Origin of the sequence: Prevotella denticola, from assembly GCF_900454835.1 — a bacterium.
GTDB lineage: Bacteria > Bacteroidota > Bacteroidia > Bacteroidales > Bacteroidaceae > Prevotella > Prevotella denticola.
This window is the reverse complement of the sequence record NZ_UGTM01000001.1, coordinates 1,682,570-1,702,640: the sequence shown is the minus strand read 5'-3', so window position 1 is coordinate 1,702,640 and position 20,071 is coordinate 1,682,570. Positions and strand designations below refer to the sequence as shown.

Here is a 20,071-nt window from a genome sequence, read left to right as displayed (position 1 = left end):
ACTGCATCAGTGTCAGACGATTCCTCAATATGGGAATTGTCTTCTAAAAGTCGGCAGGAGGAGCACGGAGACTCGTGACTTCAACCTCCGGACGCCGATAAGGTGTAACGGCGGAAAGGAAGAGAAAGCCGAAGAAGATGACAGCTACCGCATCCAGCCGGATGTCCGTAGCTCTCATGTAATTGAAAAAGGCAAAATGACAGATGGCACAGCTACCGGCATTGTGGCTCTGGCTGTGCTGTCCGGAAGTCTGATGGCCGGCGGAAAGCTCCGTCTCCACCTGGCATACGTGTACAGACTTGACAACCATCGGCAGCATGAAAAGTGCCAACAGCAGCCACGCTATAAGCGTATGTCTTGTTTTCCGGTTCTGCCTGGTCATTTACAAAATCCTTTTTACTTCTTGGCAAAGATATTTATTATTTTCCCACAAAGCAAATAATGGGACTGCTTTTTGATATTATTAACACAAGCGGGTACAGTCTTTCCCGTCCCGCAGTCCTCAGCCTTTCCCGGGACAGAACATAGGGCCGCACCGGATACTGACACTGTTGTTTCCGTCCTTTGTCTGTGTTGTTGCCGACAGGATTATGCCCCGGAATGATACGGCCGGCAGCCCGGCACAGCGTAGAGACTTGCAGCATCGGCAGGATTCCTCCGCCATCAATGCAGTCATCAACAGATATAAACCAGGAAAGTCCGACCGGGCAATGCTCCCCGAGGGAGAACAGCTGTCGGCCGGACTTTTTGCTTCTAATTCAATACGGTCTCTTTCCCGTCACTTTGGGGAGGATCGTGCGGAAAAGATGACAGAGACGCTTTTCACGATTGCAGGAAACACTCCATATTCTTTATCGCAGTACGAAACCGTAAGAAACAAAGAAGGAGGTCTTGTCCTTGTACAGGTCTCCGCGGTAATTGTTGTGGCGGATGCCGAAACCGATTTCCGACATCACGCCGTTCTTCCTGTCTGCTTTCAGGTAGATACCGCCTTGACAGTACATATAGCCTCTGTCGTGCCCGCCGCCGATCGTGTGGCCGACGATGAGGCGAGGCTGCACGTTTATCATCGTGAGGATGCGGAATGCGTCATAGCTTACCTGTCCGCCAAGCGTCGCAAGGTAGTCGTAGGTCTTGATACCTTGTATCTTTGCCAGGGTGATGGCGTCTTCTACCCTCGCTCCTACCGACAGCTTGGGTGTAAGGTCATAAGTTGCAGAGACGTTGGGCGTGACGATCTTGTAGTTCTTGCCGGCAAGTCCCAGGTCAGTTCCAACTGTCATGGCAAACTTGGTTGTCTGTGCATAGCCCGTGGCGGTGAGCACTGTCAGCAGTGCGAGAATAAGTGCTTTCTTCATTTTCATAATGACATATCTTTTAAGTTGTTCGGTTTTCCGTATCTGCATATTCTGAGGATTCTGTCACCCGGAGCTTTGCGCTGGCAGCCGATATTCAATGTCGCCAGAGCAATGAAAATCCCTTTCCCTCTTTGTTACCGCTAAGCGTTAAATCGACAGACTTCGGTGAGAGAAGATTTCTTTCCGTAATGTTTTATATTGCAAATATAGCAGTTTTTTTTACAGACGGTAATGAATGTTCTATTGATTAACTAAATTTAACAACGAGGTTTGGTCCTCCTGTTCTGCGCTGTACTGATAGCTTTGAGGCAGAACGGAAAGGTTGACTGGGACAGGTTTCCCTAACCTGCCTACCTTACAGCTCATCAATTCCTTTGCCCGCAAGCCACTTCCTTGGCGGTCTTACTTCCCACGTCGATTCGTTTCTGCTTGGATGCATGTTATATAAATAAGGTGGATATTCTTTTGTTTTTGTCTTGATAATTTACTTTCTTCAACGTCGTCAGGCCGGCTTCGCTTATGCTTCCCGCAGAAATGGAAAGAACAGATGGGAGACGAGAAGATTCCCCGTTTTGTGCTTCCTGTAAGATGCTGTCAATCAGTCGGCTGCGACCTCTATTGGAAAAGGTGCCTGGTTGCATTGCAAACGGGCGTTACTTGACGTGCTGTCAGGCCTTACTTGAAGCGCAAACAGGCGTTGCTTGGAATGCAGGTAGGGTCCGGTTGCGATGCAGTGATGGTTTCCTGCACTTCTTGCAGCGGTCTTGAAGAGGATTGTCTGCCGTATTGGTAATAATAATTGTAAAGTTATTTCTTCTTCCGTGTCTGCCGTTTCCTCTATGCTGATGGATGTCAGCATCCGATAAAAACACTGCATATCGAATGGCGTGCAGGCCGTCGTAACGCCCTACAGCGGATTAAGCCGTCGGACTTGAAAGTCCAGCCTGTCGGTGACGTTCAGCATAGGAGTGATTCTGGAAGGCCGCCTGGGCAGTTCTGTTAAATAATCGTAAAAAGCAAACGTCGGTCCCTTGCTCCTTATAGAATGAGGTTGGAAATGAGTACCTTTGCAGTCCGATTATTATGGTGGGGTACACTTAGAACCCCCGTACGGTCTGTGTTAATAGTGCTGTCTTTGGCCGGGCAGCATGGTTAGGTCAAGCGCAGCCGTAAAAAGAAAACGTTTTTTAGTAGTAAAATTATTAATTTTTAAGAATGGACACTTTAAGTTACAAGACTATTTCCGTCAACAAGGAAACAGCTAAGAAGGAGTGGGTCGTTATCGATGCCAGCGATCAGATTGTAGGTCGCCTTTGCTCTAAGGTAGCCAAGCTGCTTCGCGGAAAGTACAAGCCGACTTTCACTCCACACGTAGACTGTGGTGACAATGTAATCATCATCAATGCAGCCAAGGTCGTGTTCTCCGGCAAGAAGGAGACGGATAAAGTCTACACACGTTATACTGGTTACCCGGGCGGTCAGCGTTTCAACACTCCAGAACAGCTCCGCAAGCGCAAGAACGGCATCGACAAGATGATCCGCCACGCTGTAAAGGGTATGCTGCCGAAGGGAATCCTGGGTCGTCACCTGCTGGATAACCTCTATGTTATCGAGGGGACAGAACTCAACGGTCTCGAGGCGCAGAAGCCAAAGGCAATTGATATTAACCAGTATAAATAATAAGGAGAAAGATGGAAGTAATAAATGCAATTGGTCGCCGTAAGAGCGCAGTAGCGCGCGTTTACCTCTCTGAAGGTACCGGCAAGATCACTATCAACAAGAGAGACTTAACTGAATTCTTCCCATCAGCTATCCTGCAGTACGTGGTTAAGCAGCCGCTGCAGTTGCTTGGTGTAGAGGGGCAGTATGACATCAAGGCCAACCTCGATGGTGGCGGCTTCACAGGCCAGAGCCAGGCTCTGCGTCTCGCCATCGCTCGTGCACTGGTCAAGATCAACGCTGAAGACAAGAAGAATCTGAAGGACCACGGATTCCTGACACGCGACAGCCGTAAGGTTGAGCGCAAGAAGCCAGGTCAGCCGAAGGCCCGTGCTCACTTCCAGTTCAGCAAGCGATAAATGGTTTGAGGTTTGAGGTTTGAGGTTTGAGCTTTGAAGTTTGAGCTTTGAAGTTTGAACATTGAACTTTGGACTTTGAACATTGAGCTTTGAGTTTTGAATGCTAAAAATGAGTATCAGGATTTGAGCGTTGCGATACAGTATCAGCTGATTCAGCAATGGAAATCTCAATCCTCAAACCTCAAATCTCAAATCTCAAATCTCAAATCAAACGGTTTAGTATCTAAACCGGCGCGACTCCTGATCGGGGGACTACCCGCCGGTTGATTCTAACAGGCCTGGCGAAGCTCATTCGCCAAGAAAGAATTAAAAAGAAAGTAAACAAACAAAAACAAACGAAATGTCAAGAACAAATTTTGACCAGTTACTGGAGGCAGGATGCCACTTCGGCCACCTCCGTCGCAAGTGGAACCCGGCAATGGCTCCTTACATCTTCATGGAGCGCAACGGCATCCACATCATCGATCTTCACAAGACCGTAGCCAAGGTCGACGAGGCTGCAGAGGCACTCAAAGGATTTGCCAGAAGCGGTAAGAAGATCCTGTTCGTCGCTACTAAAAAACAAGCTAAGGAAGTTGTAGCCGAGAAGGCTGCAGCTGTGAACATGCCATACGTCAACGAGCGTTGGGCCGGCGGTATGCTGACCAACTTCCCTACAATCCGTAAGGCAGTGAAGAAAATGACGAACATCGACAAACTGATGAACGACGGAACATTCGCCAACCTCTCCAAGCGTGAGCTGCTGCAGATTTCACGCCAGCGTGCCAAGCTGGAGAAGAACCTCGGTTCCATCGCCGACCTGACCCGCCTGCCGTCTGCCCTCTTCGTGGTAGACGTTATGAAGGAGCACATCGCTGTCAAGGAGGCCAACCGTCTGGGTATTCCAGTATTCGGCATCGTCGACACCAACTCTGACCCAAGGAACATCGACTACGTTATCCCTGCCAATGACGACGCAAAGGATTCCGTAGAGGTCATCCTCGCCGCCTGCTGCGATGCCATCGCAGAGGGACTTGAGGAGCGCAAGGCAGAGAAGGCTGACGAGAAGGCTGCTGCAGAGCAGGCTGAAGAGGCTGCAGAGGCTAAGCCGAAGCGTGCTGCACGCAAGGCTGAAGAGGCTCCAAAGGCAGAAGAAGCTCCGAAGGCTGCGGAAGAAGCACCAGCTGCTGAGTAACAATTGAAAACATAGTGGGCGCTGGTGAGTGCTAATGAGCTTCCATGTCATCATGACGCACGGAGCCCATCATCCCTCATCAACGCCCACGACATTTAATAACATTAGAAAGGAAAACAAGAAAATGGCTGTATCTATTGAAGATATCAAGAAGCTCCGCGCCATGACCGGTGCCGGTCTGGCTGATGTAAAAAAGGCTCTCACAGAGGCTGAAGGCGATTTCGACAAGGCTAAGGATCTGCTCCGCGAGCGTGGTCTGGCTATTGCTGCCAAGCGTTCTGACCGTGAGACATCCAACGGTTGTGTGCTCGTCAAGCAGGTTGACGGCTTTGCAGCTATGGTTGCTGTCAAGTGCGAAACCGACTTCGTTGCCAACGGAAAGGACTTCATCGCACTCGTCCAGGAGATTCTGGATGCTGCTGTTGCCGCCAGGTGCAAGAACCTCGACGAGGTGAAGGCACTGAAGCTCGCCAACGGCGAGGATGCCGCTACTGCTGTCCAGCAGCGTTCCGGTGTCACGGGTGAGAAGATGGAACTTGATGGCTACAACTTCCTGGAGGGCGGCAACGTCTCTGTTTATGATCACATGAACAAGCACACCCTTGCTACGATGGTTCAGCTCAACGAGAACAACGAAGAGGCCGGTCACAAGGTGGCTATGCAGGTGGCTGCCATGAAGCCGGTAGCACTCGACGAGGCGTCTGTTCCGCAGTCTGTCAAGGACGAGGAGTTCAAGGTTGCTGTTGAGAAGACCAAGGAAGAGCAGGTTGAGAAGGCTGTTGTTGCTGCTATCAAGAAGGCAGGCATCAATGCCAACCTCGTCGACAGCGACGACCACATCGAGTCGAACATCAAAAAGGGCTGGCTGACTCGTGAGGAGGCTGACAAGGCTGTGGAGATCCGCAAGACCGTTTCTGCCGAGAAGGCTGCCAACCTCAATGAGAACATGATCCAGAACATTGCGAAGGGGCGTCTCAACAAGTTCTTCAAGGAGAACTGCCTCATCGATCAGGAGTTCCAGTTCGGCGACGGCGACAAACTGAGTGTCGGCGAATGGCTCAAGGCGCAGAGCAAGGACCTCAAGGTGGTTGCCTACAAGCGCTTCACACTTGCTGCTGAATAAGCAGGAGACTTTTCTTTAGAACTAAGGATATGGAGAGTCGCAGGAAAGCCGTCAGGCTTCTGCGGCTCTTCTCTGTTATGGCGGTTTCAGAGAACCGCCTTTGTAGTTTTGGTCTCCCGGGCGGGCAGAAGATGCGGGACAGTAGATTTTTCGTGGGTAGCCTTATTCTACTTATAAAAAATCTTCTAAAGTTTAGAGTGGAAGGATGCTGACAATGAGGACAGAATTACCAACTATTTACTGAAAAAGTTTATTTCTCATTTGCTGTCACTTTTAACACTCTTCACTAACACATTGTTTATTAGTATTTTATGTGTGTTTGCTGAGTGACGGTAGTGACAGGAAAATAATTTCACAGCAGATCGATCACAGGCGCATCTGCCGTGGATAAATGGCAGACTATGTTTGATTCTAAAGTATATTCTTCTGCAGCAGACTCTTTATCGGGGGGTTATGATGTTTATTCAGAAAGCTTATTTTCAGGAATAACAAACTACTTCTATTCACCTGAAGATTATCATCTGCAAATTATAATGCTTAACGTGATCCGTACTGAGCCTTGACACCATTGGTGTACACCGTCAACACCATCAGTGTTTACCCTCGATACGCTGACAGTAAAGAATCAGTGTGTGTAAATGATAGTTCCCATTGCGGGTCTGGGCAAAGGCGAACAAAGTGCCCATGTCTGTATAGAATAAGTCCGATGCGGAGATTCCAGGACATACCTTATATGCCCCGTGCCCGGTTTCCGGCTGCTGTATCCGTGCAGCGATTGATGACAGCCGGAGGGAACATCACCGCATGAGTTCACGGAGAACTGCTTCCTGCTCTCTGTAGAAGCTCTTCTCGTCAGCATCCGTTACGGGGCTGACTTCTGCCAGACTTGCCGCCAGGTTCTGCATCTCCCATGTGATGGAATATCCCAGCTGTCTGCGGACGGCGATACACTTGTCCAGCTCGTAGCGGGCACGGTGTTTGTCTTTTCCGAACAGCAGTCCGGCGAGGGTGAAGCGCATACGCTGCCGGAACTTCTCTTCCTTCTGTGATGTGATGGCCTTGCACAGCAGGGCAGTTTTGTAGCGTTCGTCATCGACGAGTTCAGACAGTTCGTGGAAGAGGTAGGACTGCCGGTGCTTGCTGATCAGGTGCATGTAGATGTTGATTGCCTTGTCCTTCTTGCCCATGATGCGGTAGACCATTGCCTTGTAACGCTGGTTGTTCATGTTGTAAGGACTGTGCTTCAGTGCTTCGGCCAGTATCGGTGCCGCTTTCAGTGCCATGTCGACCGTCGGCCGGCCCTCTACCTCCTTGAATACTTTCCCGACGATGCGCATTCCGATGGAGGGAACGGGGTGTCCGTTGCTCAGCCCTCTTGTCCAGTCGTCTTCCGTCAGCCGTGTGATGTCCCACCGCGTGATGAAGTCGAGCATGGAGAAGCCCGGGTGGTGGTCGAAGACAAGCAGGGCCGCACGCATCATGGCACTCTGTCCTTTCAGGTCTCTGTCGTCCATCGTAGGGTAGAGCCTCATGAGGCTCTTGAATATCTTGTATGCCTCCTCCAGCCTGCGCTGCTGGTAACGGAGCTTCATCATGTCCACGCCCACCCAGAACATGGCTATCGTCGTGTAGTGTCCCTTGTGTGCGGCATACATCGGCAGTATGGCGGCGTATGCCTCCTCTGTCCGTCCCTGTTTCCGAAGTTCAAAGATGTCTCTTATCTCCATATCATTCAGAATAAAGAAAACAGACCCTAAGGCCGAAGCAAGATGCTCGTCTTCAGGGTCTGTCTTTTATTTACCGATTTGGCTGGTCAAATCTTCAGGTTGTTATTGATTCGTTACTGTCAAGCTGCCGGAGGTATCCGGGTTCGGTTTGCAGGCAACATTTTTCTGTGACTCATATTCGAGAATGAAGAAATTCATCCATGGGCAGACATAACCAGGCTTTGAGTTGATGAGTGCAATGGGCTCATAGTTTGTGTTATCCTTACGTCTGACCTGTAATGCAAGTCGTTTGTAATCAAAATAGGTAATGCCTTCTCCCCAGAACTCGATGCGTTTCTGAATCATCATTTCCTTGATGAACTCTTCCATGGTCGTGGCGTTGGGCCGATAGGAGTTGTCTGTGTATCGATAGGTGTTGACAAATGAGTTGAGGGCAGCGACACCGGCAGCGACACCATCAAGGTGGGCCGTGCATTCCATGTCGATGAACATCATTTCCTCTACACGCATCAATGGAAGACTTATGAACTGCCCTGCATAAGTATCGACTCTGTTACCGTCTGCGGGTCGGAACTTCGTGTTCACATAAGCAGGAAGTTCTTTCCATTCTTCCTCGTTCAGCAAGGAGCACGGTACCTTATGCCCTGCTATTGTAAGAGAGTCGTACTGCTTATATCCATCATGTGTCCCTGCTGCATTGGGATCCACCCACGAATAGCGTCGCCAGTCCGCCTGGCCTATCTGACTGTAAAGCCAGCTTCCTATCATGCGATAAGCCCCGTATGCACGTGTCAGGCCCCAGTCAGTCTCTGTTGTCACGGTGCTTGTGAACGTATAATACATATATGTAAGTTCCTCTCGGGTACTATAGCCGAGACACCACATCCATGCCTGGTTAGGTGTGTTGAAGCCTTTCTTTGGATCATGCCATTCCGTCTCCGTGACAGGGCTGTAGCCATTTGAAGCCAGCCGTGCGTAGCTGCGTGCCTTCTCGTAGCATTCACGGGCTGTCCTCACACCCAGTCTGTCGTATGTGATACTTGTGGAATCTTCTGCAGCCACGGCCGTATTGAGGTCGGCAGGAGACCTGTCGAAACGGGTCGCCAGTTCCAGCCATAGCCGTGCTTTCAGTCCATAAACAACGCTAAGGTCAGGCATCTTCTTGTTCGGCCGCACGTAGTCTTTCAGGTACTCTTCGGAATGATTGAGGTCGGTCAGTATGAAGCGGTACATCGTATAGAAAGGGGCACGTGGATTGTGGCGCTGCATTTCCTTGGTTGTCTTTTCCGTAACGATAGGTACGGTAAGCCCCCATATCTTGTCTTTCTCTGCCTTGTCATCCAGGCTTGCGATACCTGTCTTCTTGAATTCGAACTGGCGTGCGATGTCCAGATAGGCCATGGCACGGTATGCCAGGGCGATGCCCAGATAGTTTTTCGATGTCGGTGAGGCTGTGGCAGGGTCGATCACACTTGTAACATTGTTGCAGGTTGCTATGAGGCTGTAATAATAATCGTAAGTATAATAAGCCTTGTAACGTGAATCATTGCCATTCTCGACAGCCGGCCAATAGCTGTAACTGCTGTTGTAGACGGGAATGTCGGAACCGAGGATTTCCCGATAGAACATCTGACAGGGATAACCCCAGTCGTTCAGAGGTAAACTGCCGTCTCCCCAGGAGCCGAATTTGATCATATAAGAGACGATTCCATTCAGCAGACCTTGTTGGGAAGAAGTAAGGTCTTTCACTTGTTTGGATGTCAATGTTGATGAAGGGTCGACGGAGTCAATGCACCCGCTAAGTCCAGGCAGCATTGCTGCCATGGCCAACGGTATGATATAGTTTAATATACGGCGTTTCATAATTCTGTGATTTTTAGTTGGTGTGATCTTAGAAAGTTAGCTTTATACCTGCTGAAACCGTGCGTGTCGGGCTGTAGTCGGCTGTGCTGCTGCTTCCATAGAAGGAGCCGCGTGGGTCGAAGCCTTTCCGCTTACTCCAATAGTAGACATTGTCTGCTGCCAGATAGACACGGATACCGGACAGACCTATGCGTTGGATCCAGTTGTCAGGCAGCGTATAGCCGAAGTTGATACTTTGTAAAGTCAGGTAACTTCCACTGACCAGGAATCTGTCACTTGTCGATACCGTATTCGGATCGTTGTATTGCCAGCGGGGAATATCGCTTGTCGGATTGTCTGCCGACCATGCGTTCAGTGCATCCCTGTGAATGGCACATCCTCCAGATGTTCCGATAGGAACACCCATCAGGCTCGCATATCCAAAGTCATAGGCCTTTCCGCCAAGAGAATAGCTGAAAGACACGGAGAGGTCGAATCCGTATGCGCTCAGCGTCGTCCCGAAACCGCCATAGAGGTCGGGATGTGGACTGCCGCAGTTATAGTAGGTCGCGTTTCCATAAACATCTGTTTTCTGCAGTTTACCGTCATTGTCCGTATAGTACCACATGGACTTTCCTTTCTCTGACAATCCTGCATAACGACGAATATACCATGTGTATAGCGGAAGTCCCTCTGCATACAGTCTGTCTCCGGAGACATAGCCGGGATGTCCGTCTACGACCAGATCGGCCTTGAGAGCATCGGCCAGTTTTGCGATTTCGTTCTTGTAAGTTGTTGCGTTTACGTTGACATCCCAGCTGATGTTCTTTTTCTTCAGGACGGTTGCGGAGAGATCCACCTCCAGTCCCTTGTTCACCATGTCACCGATGTTGTCGTAGGAACCCTTGTAGCCTGCCGAATTCGGGGCTTCAACGAAGCAGAGCATATCTGTTGTCTTCTTGTAGAAGTACTCGACGCTTCCACGTAGACGGCTGTTGAAAAGCTCGAAGTCGAAACCGATGTTGAAATTGTTGTTGGTTTCCCAGGTGATATCAGGATTGCCTTTTTCGTTCAGTACAAGAGCGACTTTACCATTGTTGTTCACGATGGAATAAGTGTCAATATAGTGGAAGTCGCCGATGTTGTCATTGCCCTGCTGTCCGAAAGAGGCTTTCAGCTTAAGCATGTTCAGCCAGCGGAGAGGCTTCATGAACTTTTCTTTTGTGATGATCCATGCACCGCCAAGCGAGTAGAAGTTGCCCCATCGATGGTCTGGATCAAAGCGGCTTGAAGCATCACGCCGGTAAGACAGGCTGCCGAAGTATTTCTGGTCGTAATCGTACTGCCCGCGGGCGAAGAATCCTTCTGATTCGTATGCGCTGTTTCCGCTTTCTCCTGTTGTGTCCAGCTTGATGGCTCCCGCCAGTGTCTGGTTGGTAAAGTAAGATGCCATGCCGGTCTTTGCACCGAACAGGTTCTCATAACGGCTGCGATAGAACTCATGTCCCAGGAGTATTTCCATGTGATGGTGTCCGAACTCATGGTGGTAGTTGACAAGCTGCTGGAAGTTGTAAGAGTATGTCTGGTCGCTTGACCTTGACACGAAACCTGTCGGGTAGGCTGTGCGGCTATATCCATAGAATGGCTGTGTCGCATCTGTCCCGCGCGAATCATAGCTTGTCAGGGTTCCGTTCAGTGTAATCTTCAGTCCGTCAATCGGCATGATGTCTGCATATCCGAAGAAAGAATACATATTGTTTTTACTGCTGCTTGTATTCAGCTTGTTCTCCTGCAGAGGATTGTTGTTGGGCAGGATGGGGCGTGCATATCCAATCAATGAACCATCTCCGTAATCGTACATCGGCCCATTCTCATCGGTCATGATGTTGCCCGCACCATCACGGATGAATGCAGGGTAGATGGGAGCCATGTTGTTGATCTGATAGAAGAGGCCGTTGTCGTCAGAGGTAATCGAATGGTACTTCGTGCGGCTGAAGTTCACGTTCGTACCTACGCGCAGCCATTTGAGTGCCTCGTAATCGGCCTTGGCACGTACCGTTATTCGGTTGAAGTCTGAGTTGTAGGCGATGCCCTCATTGTCCAGATAGCCTAAAGAAAGATAGTATTGCATCTTGTCACTGCCGCCGGTGAGGCTGATGTCGTACTGCTTTCTTGCCCCATGCCGGAATCCCAGTCGTTCCCAGTTGTCCGGGGTTACCATGTACTCTTTCCCATTGTAGTTGAAGACATGACCCAGCGTTGCGTGTGGGTTGATACGGCCGTCAGCTCCAATAAGGTATTCACCGTCAGGTATAGTGAAAATCTGATAGCCCAGACCACCCTCGCTAGGTGGAGACAAAAGTTGTTTGTTGGCCTCTACCATTGCCTGTGCAGGTGTCAGGCCAAGTCCGTTGAGCTGGTAATTATACAGTGCTTTGTAATAATACTCATAATATTCTGCAGGATTGCTGATGACATCGTAGTCTCGCTTGATGCGGGTGTTGGCACCCCATTTCATGTCGACCGTGATGCGGGCGTTGCCTGCCTGTGCACGTTTGGTCGTCACCATGATGACGCCGTTGGCACCGCGTGCGCCGTAGAGAGCCGTCGAGGAGGCGTCCTTCAGCACCGTCACGGAGGCCACGTCGGCAGGGTTGATGTTGTTCCAGCCGCCGTCATAGGGCGCACCGTCGACGATGATCAGTGGGCTTTGTCCAGCGCTGATGCTGCTGAAGCCTCGTACACGGATGGCGGGTGTCGCTCCCGGCTCACCGCTGTTGTCTATAATCTGGACACCGGCAGCTTCACCTTTCAGGCTGCTCATTACGTTGTTCAGCTGCTTGTGCTCCATTTTCTTCGAGTCGACGATGGCGGCCGAACCCGTGAAAGCGGAACGTTTCTGCTCTCCGAAGGCTGTTACGACAATCTCGTCCAGAGTAGAGTTGTCGTTGACCAGCGTCACCTTCATCTCGGGCCTGGCGATGCCCGAAAAGGTCTTCATGCCGACATAGCTGATTTCCATCTTCGATCCGGGCTTCACATTGCCCAGCGTGAAACGTCCTTCAGTGTCGGTCACGGTTATCAACTTGTTGTCGCCCACAATCTGCACCGTCGCACCGATGACGGTTTCGCCGGTCTCGTCGACGACGACACCCTTGGATGTAAACAGCTGCTGGGCAAAGCTGACAATGGCTGACAGCATGAACAAGGAACATAAAATGAGTCTTTTCATATTCATAAGGCAGGTCCTTTATGTTATTATCATGTTAGGTTATAAGTAATAGACTTTTATGGCGCAAATATAGCTAAAAGTTTTAAACAAACAAATTAAATCGGATGATTTCTTAAAAAAAAGTATATTTCCTTTTTTTATCTACGGAACAACGGTATGTGCAGTGTGGCTTTTTCGTTCGGTGCTGTTCTTGTGTCGTTGTCCGGCAACTGTTTTCCATATAAGTCGGTCATTCGTTTCTTGGGATGCAATATAGTGGCTGGAATGAACCGGTTTTTCCACCTTCTGCCGACGTGCCGGTGCCCGTCACATATAGTGTTGTCGGCGGACACCAGGCGTGTTGAGCGTCCACACCCTTGCAATATGTCGTCGGGATGGAAGCAGTCTGTGGTGAAGGAAGTGTCGGGAAGGGATGCTATGTGCCCTGTCCGATAACAATATGTCGTCAGCCGTCAAGGATTTACAGGAAAATAACCGTACCTTTGCGTGCGTAACCAATTACCATAACGAAATGAAATATCTGTTGGTATCAGACATCCACGGTTGTCTGCCGGCACTCGAGAAAGTGCTCCGGTTCTACGACCGTTCGCATTGCGATATGCTTTGCATTCTCGGGGACATTCTGAACTACGGTCCGCGCAATTCCATTCCTGAAGGAATCGATGCCAAGGGAATTGTCGAAGCGCTGAACAGACGTGCCGGAGACATTGTGGCTGTACGTGGAAACTGTGATGCGGAGGTCGACCAGATGCTGCTGGAGTTCCCGATGATGGCAGACTACCTGATGCTTGTTGACGAGGGCAGGAGACTCTTCCTTACCCATGGGCATATATATAATAAGGTGTCGATGCCGAAAGGCAGCATCGATGCGATCGTCTATGGACATACGCACCTTTGGGAACTTACACGCCAGGACAATACGCTTGTCTGCAATCTCGGTTCCATCACATTCCCGAAAGGTGGGAATGTCCCGACCTTCATGACCTATGAGCACGGTGTCTTCACCGCCTATACGCTGGACGGGGAACCGATGAAGCAGGAAAGGATATAAGAAAGAGCTTGCACCCTGCATGGGCATTCGGGCCGGCCCGTTGTCATGTGCCGGTGTCTGGAGAGGAGGACGGAATCTTCGGCTTACCGGTTGAGCCCTCTTTTCCCGAAGAAAACTCCCGACACCCCCATTCTGTCCATCAGCCACGTTATCCCGAAAGATCCGGCCATGGCAAAGGCGACACTGACGGCAAGGAACAGCATACCGGAAGGCTCTGTGCGGAGCAGAAGGGGCTGGTAGTATTTGGCAAGAATCGTGAAGACAGGGGAAAAGAGCAGGAGTGGAAAGGTGTTGCGCCCGATGAACAGGGACAGTCTTCGCAGCCTTCGGGGGAGTTGCAGCCGGTAGATCCACAGCAGGGAGCAGACGACGAGATAGACGATGCAGGCACCTGCCAGCGACTCCTTATGGTAATGGCTTGTATCAAGACACCATACGATGAGGAGCGGCAGCGTCCACCAGCTTATGGGGAAGGCACGGCGGAAGTCGCCGATGGTATGGCGGATGACAGCTCCTGTGAAGAAGTAGGCGGCATTGGCTGTCGAGAGCAGACCGCAGCCATGGGAGAGCAGCCAGAGGAACAAGGCAAGAAGTGAGAATCTGCCCAGCAGCCACTGGTTGTCCCGGCTCATCAGGCTTTCGGGGAAGCGCGACTTTTTCCTTACTGATTGGGCGAATCTTCCCCGAGGCTTTCTGAAAGCGAAATAATAACACGCTCCGCACAGCATCAGCGTATGCAGATACCAGTAGGGACCCATCGGATGGAGGAAGACGTGGTCGACAATCAGCCCAGGTGTCAGGTGGTCGATATGCTCCCGGATAGGCAGCAGCGACGCCATCACGGTATATCCTGTTTCCATCATGGCGTAGGGGATGAATATCCACAGCAGGGTCTTCCCGAAAGCCGTCCACGGTTTGTCGACATTGAACAGATAGCCTGACACCAGCAGAAAGCCCGGCATATGGAAAGTATATACCAGCTGCTTGGCAACAGGATAGGTGTTGCCTATATAGACAAGGTGGAAGGCAATCATCAGCGTGATGAACACACACTTCAGGAAGTCCAGCTCCTCTATCCGCGGCTTTGCTTTCTGCATTTGGATAATCATGCGGACAAAGGTATGAATTTGCCTGGAAACGGCAAAGGCTATATGAGATAAAATGGTCTGCCTACAGCAGATGTATCCATTCTGACGTCTGGGAAGGTTGTTCCTCATGTTTGGCAGTACAGTCTCTGGCAGCTGTAGACATTGTTTCCGGCTGGTGTCGATCTGTCATGAATGTTGGTGTTTTGTAAAATGCAGACAGCTCCGGCAGACCTCAGTCTGCCGGAGCTGTCCGTATCGTAGCCTGCCGACTTTTCTACTTGCTGATTGCCAGCAGCTGTCCCTCTACCACCCGGGTGAATTTTCCCAAGCGGTTCTGACGGCAGAGCTGTTCGAGACTGATGCCGTGCTGCCGTGCAATAGTCTCCAGCGTCTCGCCGTTGACAACCTTGTGATAAGTGATTCTGCCGCCGTCTGCTGCTGCCTCTGTCCGTGGCGTGTGGCTGGAGAAATCGGTGTTGTAGGTCTTCTCCTGCCGCGGGCTATAGCTTCGGTTGCCTTTTCCCTGGATGTTCTCGCGCGAGTAGCCGAGGCTTGAAGAAGTGCCGCGCGCTGCTGTCGCACGGTCAGATTCCTGTGCCACGGTGCTGCGGCGGAACACATAGTAGTCGCCGGTAACGTCCTGATGGGCGAAGTCGAAGAAGAGTGCCGGGTTCAGGGCGACACCTGCCAGACGTGTCTCGAAGTGGAGGTGAGAACCTGTGGAACGTCCCGTGTTGCCGCCCAGTCCGATGGGCTGGCCTGCACGTACCGTCTGGTTGGGTGAGACAATCTGCTTGGAGAGGTGTCCGTAGATGGTTTCGAGTCCGTTGTTGTGGCGGATGACGATGTACTTTCCGTATCCGTTGGCATCGTATTTCACGACACGTACCTTGCCTGAGAAGGCGGCACGGATGGTGTCACCGATATAGACCTTGATGTCCAGCCCCTGGTGACGGCGGCCCCAGCGACGGCCGAAGTTACTCGTGATGACGCGGCTCGGTGTCGGCATATGGTAGCCTCGGAGGTCGATTTTGTAGACATCCGGGAGATTGCCTCCACGGTGTGCGTAGTTGTTGTTCCAGTCGTTATAGAGGTCGGATGCGGGTTCTTCAATTTCTTCCGCCTCACGCAGTCGGGTGATGACCATGGTGTCAAGTGCCTTGGCACGGCGGTCGATGGGTGCCTGGCGTGCGAGCAGGTCCTGTGCGTTTGCAGAATGGGCTGTCAAGGTTAAAAGAGATGTAAGTGCAAAAGTCCTAACTATCTTTTTAAAAGTCATAATCAAGTTATTTTATTTCGGAACTCAGATGCCGTGGCGGCACGGGACTGCTTTTCATGTCCCTTTCGATTGGCCGATGGGTTGTCTGGTTTCAGGCAAGCATACAATTCTGACCAAAAGACTTTGCAAAGATAATGGAAAAAAGTCGGAAAAGTTGCTGCTTAACAGTTTTTATAGCCTGTTTAACAAAATCGTTTTACGCTTTTCAGGCTGCGGATGATTTATGTCAAGTCTTAAAAACAGGAGTTCCCAGCCGTTTTCTGGTATTATTCCATTAAGAAATGGCAGCCCAGTTTATGTTAGTTTTTCTTAACGCTTTGAGTCTGTCCCAAAGTAAGTTATATTCGCTTTTCCGGCAGTCGGGGTCGGCATCGATGATTTTCTGCGCCTCTTCGCGCGCCATCTGTACAATCTGTCCGTCGCGTGCGATGTCGGCGATCTTGAGGTCGAAGGCGATGCCGCTCTGCTGTGTTCCTTCCAGATCGCCGGGTCCGCGCAGCTTGAGGTCGGCTTCTGCAATTTCGAAGCCGTCGTTTGTCTCGCACATGATGTCGATGCGCCTGCTGGTCTCCTTCGTCAGCCTGTGGCTTGTCACGAGGATGCAGTAACTCTGGTCGGCCCCGCGTCCGACGCGTCCGCGCAGCTGGTGGAGCTGGGAAAGTCCGAACCGCTGTGCATCGAGGATGACCATCACGCTGGCGTTGGGTACGTTCACACCCACTTCTATCACTGTCGTGGCAACGAGAATCTGCGTCTGTCCGCTGACGAACTTCTGCATCTCCGCTTCTTTCTCCTTGTCTTTCATCTTTCCGTGTACCTTGCTGAGCCGGAACTCGGGGAAGATGTCGCACAGGGCCGAAAAGCCGTCTTCGAGGTTCTTGAGGTCCATCCGCTCGCTTTCCTTGATGAGCGGATAGACGATATATACCTGCCGTCCGAGGCGTATCTGCTGTCGGATGCCGTTGTAGAGGCTCGACATCTGGTCGTCGTACTTGTGGAGGGTCTGTATGGGTTTCCGGCCTGGCGGCAGTTCGTCGATGACGGAGACGTCGAGGTCGCCGTAGATGGTCATGGCGAGCGTCCGGGGTATGGGCGTGGCCGTCATGACGAGGATGTGCGGAGGATTCTCGCTTTTGCTCCAGAGCCTGGCACGCTGTGCCACGCCGAAGCGGTGCTGTTCGTCGACGACGGCCATGCCGAGGCGGTGGAACTGCACTTTGTCTTCGAGGAGGGCGTGTGTGCCGACGACGATGTGGATGGAGCCGTCCATCAGTCCGTCGAGAACCTCCCGGCGTCTCTTTCTCTTTATGATGCCTGTCAGCAGTTCTATGCGCAGGTTCATCCCTTTCAGGAAGTCCCTGAGGGTCTGAAGGTGCTGTTCGGCAAGGATTTCCGTAGGTGCCATCATGCACGCCTGGTAACCGTTGTCGATGGCGATGAGCATGGACATCAGGGCGACAAGCGTCTTGCCCGAACCCACATCGCCCTGCAGCAGGCGGTTCATCTGCCGTCCGCCAGCCATGTCGGCACGTATCTCGTGCATCACCCGCTTCTGTGCTTCGGTGAGTTCAAAGGGCAGGTTGTGGGTGTAGAACCAGTTGAACTGTGCCCCGATGTGGTTGAAGATGTATCCCCTGTACTTGCGTCGGTGGTCGCTGGCATAGCGGAGGATGTTGAGCTGCACGTAGAAAAGCTCCTCGAATTTCAGGCGGACACGGGCGCGCTGGGTGTCGTCGACCGACCTGGGATAATGGATCTTGCGCAGGGCAGCATCCCGGGAAATGAGGTGCAGGTGGCTCGTGATGAAGGGCGGCAGCGTCTCCTCCAAAGGCTCACTGAGCTTGCCGATGAGTGTCTTCGTCAGTTTCTCCATGGCACGTGAGGTAATTCCGGCCTTTTTCATCTTCTCGGTCGTGATGTAAAAAGGCTGCATCCCCATGTCGTTGAGCTGCAGCTGGGCGGCATCGTCGATGTCGGGATGGGAGAACTGGAATCTGCCGTTGAAGACGGCTGGCTTTCCGAAAACGACATACTCCCTGTTGAGCTGATAGTTCTGATAGACGTATTTCGTTCCGTTGAACCATACGAGGTCGCAGATGCCGTGTCCGTCCGTGAAGTGGGCGATGATCCGTTTCCTGCGCTTCCCCGTCTCTGTCTCCTCGAAGCGGATGATCCTGCCTTTTATCTGTACGAAGGGCATATCCGGCGAAAGCTCTGAAATGAGATATACTTTCGTGCGGTCGACGTATTTGTAGGGGAAGTATTCCAACAGGTCACGGTAGGTCCGGATGCCAAGCTCCCTGCTCAGAATTTCTTTCTTTCTCGGGCCTACGCCCTGCAGATACATGATGTCTTGCGATAGTATGTCCATTTCTAATTCATGACTCGAAGGTCATCATTCATATATTGTGGGTATATGTCAAGGGTGTCCTGAAGTCCATGCCTCTGGATGATGCGATGTGAATGGAACAGTCTTGCCCCTCCCTCTCTCCCATTTGGGAATTTACCTGTCTGCTTCGGATTCTTTCCATGAAGAAAAACATTTCTTTTCGTGAAGAAAAATATTTCTTTCCATGAAGAGAAACATTTTTCTTCACGAAAATAATTCTCCATCTGCCATGAAGATAATCTCCGGAAGGGCTTTTCCAAGCTTTGCAGCCGTGCATTCTGCATCTCTTTGACGCATTGGTCTTTCACTCATAGGCTTCTGCTTTAAGCCTCTGCCGGCTTGTTGTTCTCATCCGGTAGACATTGCTTCAGGCATCAGTCATCATGCTCTCGAAATGAAAATGATGCGTTGAGAGCTAAGAGCGTCTTTGCTACTTGCAGGTCGAACGGCGTGGTGAGCTTGATGTTCTCGTGGTTTCCCTCCACCATTGCTACTGCCTGTCCGAGACTTTCGACGACACTGGCATCATCTGTGAATGCAGGACTTTCGTCCTGTCCGTATGCTCTCTTGACGAGCTGGATGTCGAAAACCTGCGGTGTCTGCACTGTTTTGTAGTCTCCTCGCTGTACGTTTCTTCCTCCTGTCGGGTCGCCGGTATAGCGCAGGGTGTCGGTTACAGGGAGTACGGGAATGGCCGCTTTCGTCTTTTCTGCCCTGTCGAAACATCGGGCGATTGTCTCTGTGGAGACGAACGGACGCACCCCGTCGTGGATGGCGACGAGCCCTTCCGCATTGTCAGGAATCACCGACAGTCCGTTTCTGCACGATTGGAAGCGGCTTGCACCGCCGTCAGCCAGCTGGTATTCACCGTCGAAATGATGTTCCCTGCACAGCCCCTGCCAGTAAGCGTGCTGCTCTTTCGGCAGTACGAGGATGGTCCTTATGTTCCTGTCGTAGGCATGGAAGCGGCTGATGGTGTGCATCAGGACGGGCTTCCCGCCGATGGGCAGGAACTGTTTGGGGATGTCTGCCCCCATCCGCAGTCCCTTCCCTCCGGCGACGATGATGACATATTTCATGCTGTCCGTTGCTTTTCAGTGCAGGCCTGCCAGCTCGTTGATCAGCATCCCCTTCTTTATCTCGTCGGCCTTTTCGGGAGATGTGAGCTGTTCAAGCAGTCTGAGGCCGTAGAGGAAGGATGCGGCAGGACCTTTCCCGGTCGTTATGTTTCCGTCGACGGTACACAGTTCGTTCGTGTATTCTGCCCCTGTGAGGAACTTGTCGAAGCCCGGATAGCAGGTCGCGCGCCTGCCTTTGAGGAGGCCCAGAGCTCCCAGCACCATCGGTCCGGCGCAGATGGCCCCTATACGTCTTCCGCTGTCAGACTGGCGGAGGAGTGCTTTCCCGACACGGGAGTCGTCTTTCAGGTTCTTTGCCCCCGGCATGCCGCCCGGTATCAGCAGCAGATCGGCATCGTCGGCATTGCCTAATTCCTCTATAAGAAGGTCGGCCTTGACCGGTACGCCGTGTGAAGACTCCACAAGATGGCTGCCCGTTATGCTGACCGTCTTCACTTCTACACCGCCACGGCGCAGGATGTCTACAGGTGCCAATGCCTCTACCTCTTCGAAGCCGTTGGCGAGAAACTCATACACTTTTGCCATATTTGTTTTGTTTTTAAGTAATAAATCCAATTAAAATATTTACTTTTGCAAATGCAAGTATGTTGC

15 protein-coding genes are annotated in these 20,071 nt (G+C 51.4%); 5 read left to right on the top strand and 10 right to left on the bottom strand.

From position 1 onward, the window contains the following. Positions 1-43 precede the first annotated feature (43 nt). Positions 44-382, bottom strand: a complete 339-nt coding sequence (locus DYH27_RS07250; RefSeq protein ID WP_007367583.1) for a hypothetical protein — start codon at positions 380-382, stop codon at positions 44-46. Between the two features lie 469 nt (positions 383-851). Further along, positions 852-1,364 carry a hypothetical protein gene (locus DYH27_RS07240; protein WP_025067141.1) on the bottom strand — a complete coding sequence of 171 codons (513 nt, stop codon included), beginning with the start codon at positions 1,362-1,364 and terminating at the stop codon, positions 852-854. A 1,209-nt stretch (positions 1,365-2,573) separates the two neighbouring features. Here DYH27_RS07240 and rplM point away from each other — a divergent pair. The 4 genes from rplM to tsf all read left to right on the top strand — a co-directional run bounded on the left by rplM (position 2,574) and on the right by tsf (position 5,733). Then, positions 2,574-3,038 carry a 50S ribosomal protein L13 gene (gene rplM, locus DYH27_RS07230; RefSeq protein ID WP_004354069.1) on the top strand — a complete coding sequence of 155 codons (465 nt, stop codon included), beginning with the start codon at positions 2,574-2,576 and terminating at the stop codon, positions 3,036-3,038. An 11-nt stretch (positions 3,039-3,049) separates the two neighbouring features. After that, positions 3,050-3,436 (top strand): 30S ribosomal protein S9, encoded by a 387-nt coding sequence (gene rpsI / locus DYH27_RS07225; protein ID WP_004354053.1) that lies wholly within the window; start codon positions 3,050-3,052, stop codon positions 3,434-3,436. 340 nt (positions 3,437-3,776) lie between these two features. After that, positions 3,777-4,610, top strand: a complete 834-nt coding sequence (rpsB, locus tag DYH27_RS07220) for a 30S ribosomal protein S2 (protein ID WP_004354039.1) — start codon at positions 3,777-3,779, stop codon at positions 4,608-4,610. A gap of 124 nt (positions 4,611-4,734) precedes the next feature. Further along, positions 4,735-5,733 carry a translation elongation factor Ts gene (gene tsf / locus DYH27_RS07215; protein ID WP_004353939.1) on the top strand — a complete coding sequence of 333 codons (999 nt, stop codon included), beginning with the start codon at positions 4,735-4,737 and terminating at the stop codon, positions 5,731-5,733. A gap of 797 nt (positions 5,734-6,530) precedes the next feature. Here the strand turns inward: tsf and DYH27_RS07205 are convergent. The 3 genes from DYH27_RS07205 to DYH27_RS07195 all read right to left on the bottom strand — a co-directional run bounded on the left by DYH27_RS07205 (position 6,531) and on the right by DYH27_RS07195 (position 12,540). Then, positions 6,531-7,460, bottom strand: coding sequence for a DUF7017 domain-containing protein (locus tag DYH27_RS07205; RefSeq protein ID WP_025067144.1), 930 nt, complete (start codon positions 7,458-7,460; stop codon positions 6,531-6,533). 102 nt (positions 7,461-7,562) lie between these two features. Beyond that, a complete protein-coding gene (locus DYH27_RS07200; protein WP_025067145.1) occupies positions 7,563-9,323 on the bottom strand; it encodes a RagB/SusD family nutrient uptake outer membrane protein in 1,761 nt (586 codons plus the stop codon). A gap of 28 nt (positions 9,324-9,351) precedes the next feature. After that, positions 9,352-12,540: a SusC/RagA family TonB-linked outer membrane protein gene (locus tag DYH27_RS07195; RefSeq protein ID WP_029216326.1), complete on the bottom strand. Its 3,189-nt coding sequence runs from the start codon at positions 12,538-12,540 to the stop codon at positions 9,352-9,354. A 505-nt stretch (positions 12,541-13,045) separates the two neighbouring features. On the opposite strand from DYH27_RS07195, the gene yfcE reads away from it, so the two are divergent. Then, positions 13,046-13,585, top strand: a complete 540-nt coding sequence (gene yfcE / locus DYH27_RS07185) for a phosphodiesterase (protein WP_025067146.1) — start codon at positions 13,046-13,048, stop codon at positions 13,583-13,585. 83 nt (positions 13,586-13,668) lie between these two features. On the opposite strand, the gene DYH27_RS07180 is transcribed toward yfcE, so the two are convergent. The 5 genes from DYH27_RS07180 to DYH27_RS07155 all read right to left on the bottom strand — a co-directional run bounded on the left by DYH27_RS07180 (position 13,669) and on the right by DYH27_RS07155 (position 20,005). Beyond that, positions 13,669-14,694 carry an acyltransferase family protein gene (locus DYH27_RS07180; protein ID WP_025067147.1) on the bottom strand — a complete coding sequence of 342 codons (1,026 nt, stop codon included), beginning with the start codon at positions 14,692-14,694 and terminating at the stop codon, positions 13,669-13,671. A 253-nt stretch (positions 14,695-14,947) separates the two neighbouring features. Further along, positions 14,948-15,952 carry a peptidoglycan DD-metalloendopeptidase family protein gene (locus DYH27_RS07175; RefSeq protein WP_025067148.1) on the bottom strand — a complete coding sequence of 335 codons (1,005 nt, stop codon included), beginning with the start codon at positions 15,950-15,952 and terminating at the stop codon, positions 14,948-14,950. A 274-nt stretch (positions 15,953-16,226) separates the two neighbouring features. Next, on the bottom strand, positions 16,227-18,323 hold the full coding sequence (recG, locus tag DYH27_RS07170) for an ATP-dependent DNA helicase RecG (RefSeq protein WP_025067149.1): 2,097 nt from the start codon (positions 18,321-18,323) through the stop codon (positions 16,227-16,229). Between the two features lie 392 nt (positions 18,324-18,715). Next, positions 18,716-19,420 carry a 2-C-methyl-D-erythritol 4-phosphate cytidylyltransferase gene (locus DYH27_RS07160; RefSeq protein WP_025067151.1) on the bottom strand — a complete coding sequence of 235 codons (705 nt, stop codon included), beginning with the start codon at positions 19,418-19,420 and terminating at the stop codon, positions 18,716-18,718. A gap of 15 nt (positions 19,421-19,435) precedes the next feature. Then, a complete protein-coding gene (locus DYH27_RS07155; protein ID WP_025067152.1) occupies positions 19,436-20,005 on the bottom strand; it encodes a DJ-1 family glyoxalase III in 570 nt (189 codons plus the stop codon). Positions 20,006-20,071 lie beyond the last annotated feature (66 nt).

Excerpts from the sequence above, each read along its gene's own strand:
- DYH27_RS07250 (WP_007367583.1), bottom strand. The coding sequence starts at position 382 with ATGACCAGGCAGAACCGGAAAACAAGACATACGCTTATAGCGTGGCTG.
- DYH27_RS07240 (WP_025067141.1), bottom strand. The coding sequence starts at position 1,364 with ATGAAAATGAAGAAAGCACTTATTCTCGCACTGCTGACAGTGCTCACC.
- rplM (WP_004354069.1), top strand. The coding sequence starts at position 2,574 with ATGGACACTTTAAGTTACAAGACTATTTCCGTCAACAAGGAAACAGCT.
- rpsI (WP_004354053.1), top strand. The coding sequence starts at position 3,050 with ATGGAAGTAATAAATGCAATTGGTCGCCGTAAGAGCGCAGTAGCGCGC.
- rpsB (WP_004354039.1), top strand. The coding sequence starts at position 3,777 with ATGTCAAGAACAAATTTTGACCAGTTACTGGAGGCAGGATGCCACTTC.
- tsf (WP_004353939.1), top strand. The coding sequence starts at position 4,735 with ATGGCTGTATCTATTGAAGATATCAAGAAGCTCCGCGCCATGACCGGT.
- DYH27_RS07205 (WP_025067144.1), bottom strand. The coding sequence starts at position 7,460 with ATGGAGATAAGAGACATCTTTGAACTTCGGAAACAGGGACGGACAGAG.
- DYH27_RS07200 (WP_025067145.1), bottom strand. The coding sequence starts at position 9,323 with ATGAAACGCCGTATATTAAACTATATCATACCGTTGGCCATGGCAGCA.
- DYH27_RS07195 (WP_029216326.1), bottom strand. The coding sequence starts at position 12,540 with ATGAATATGAAAAGACTCATTTTATGTTCCTTGTTCATGCTGTCAGCC.
- yfcE (WP_025067146.1), top strand. The coding sequence starts at position 13,046 with ATGAAATATCTGTTGGTATCAGACATCCACGGTTGTCTGCCGGCACTC.
- DYH27_RS07180 (WP_025067147.1), bottom strand. The coding sequence starts at position 14,694 with ATGATTATCCAAATGCAGAAAGCAAAGCCGCGGATAGAGGAGCTGGAC.
- DYH27_RS07175 (WP_025067148.1), bottom strand. The coding sequence starts at position 15,952 with ATGACTTTTAAAAAGATAGTTAGGACTTTTGCACTTACATCTCTTTTA.
- recG (WP_025067149.1), bottom strand. The coding sequence starts at position 18,323 with ATGGACATACTATCGCAAGACATCATGTATCTGCAGGGCGTAGGCCCG.
- DYH27_RS07160 (WP_025067151.1), bottom strand. The coding sequence starts at position 19,420 with ATGAAATATGTCATCATCGTCGCCGGAGGGAAGGGACTGCGGATGGGG.
- DYH27_RS07155 (WP_025067152.1), bottom strand. The coding sequence starts at position 20,005 with ATGGCAAAAGTGTATGAGTTTCTCGCCAACGGCTTCGAAGAGGTAGAG.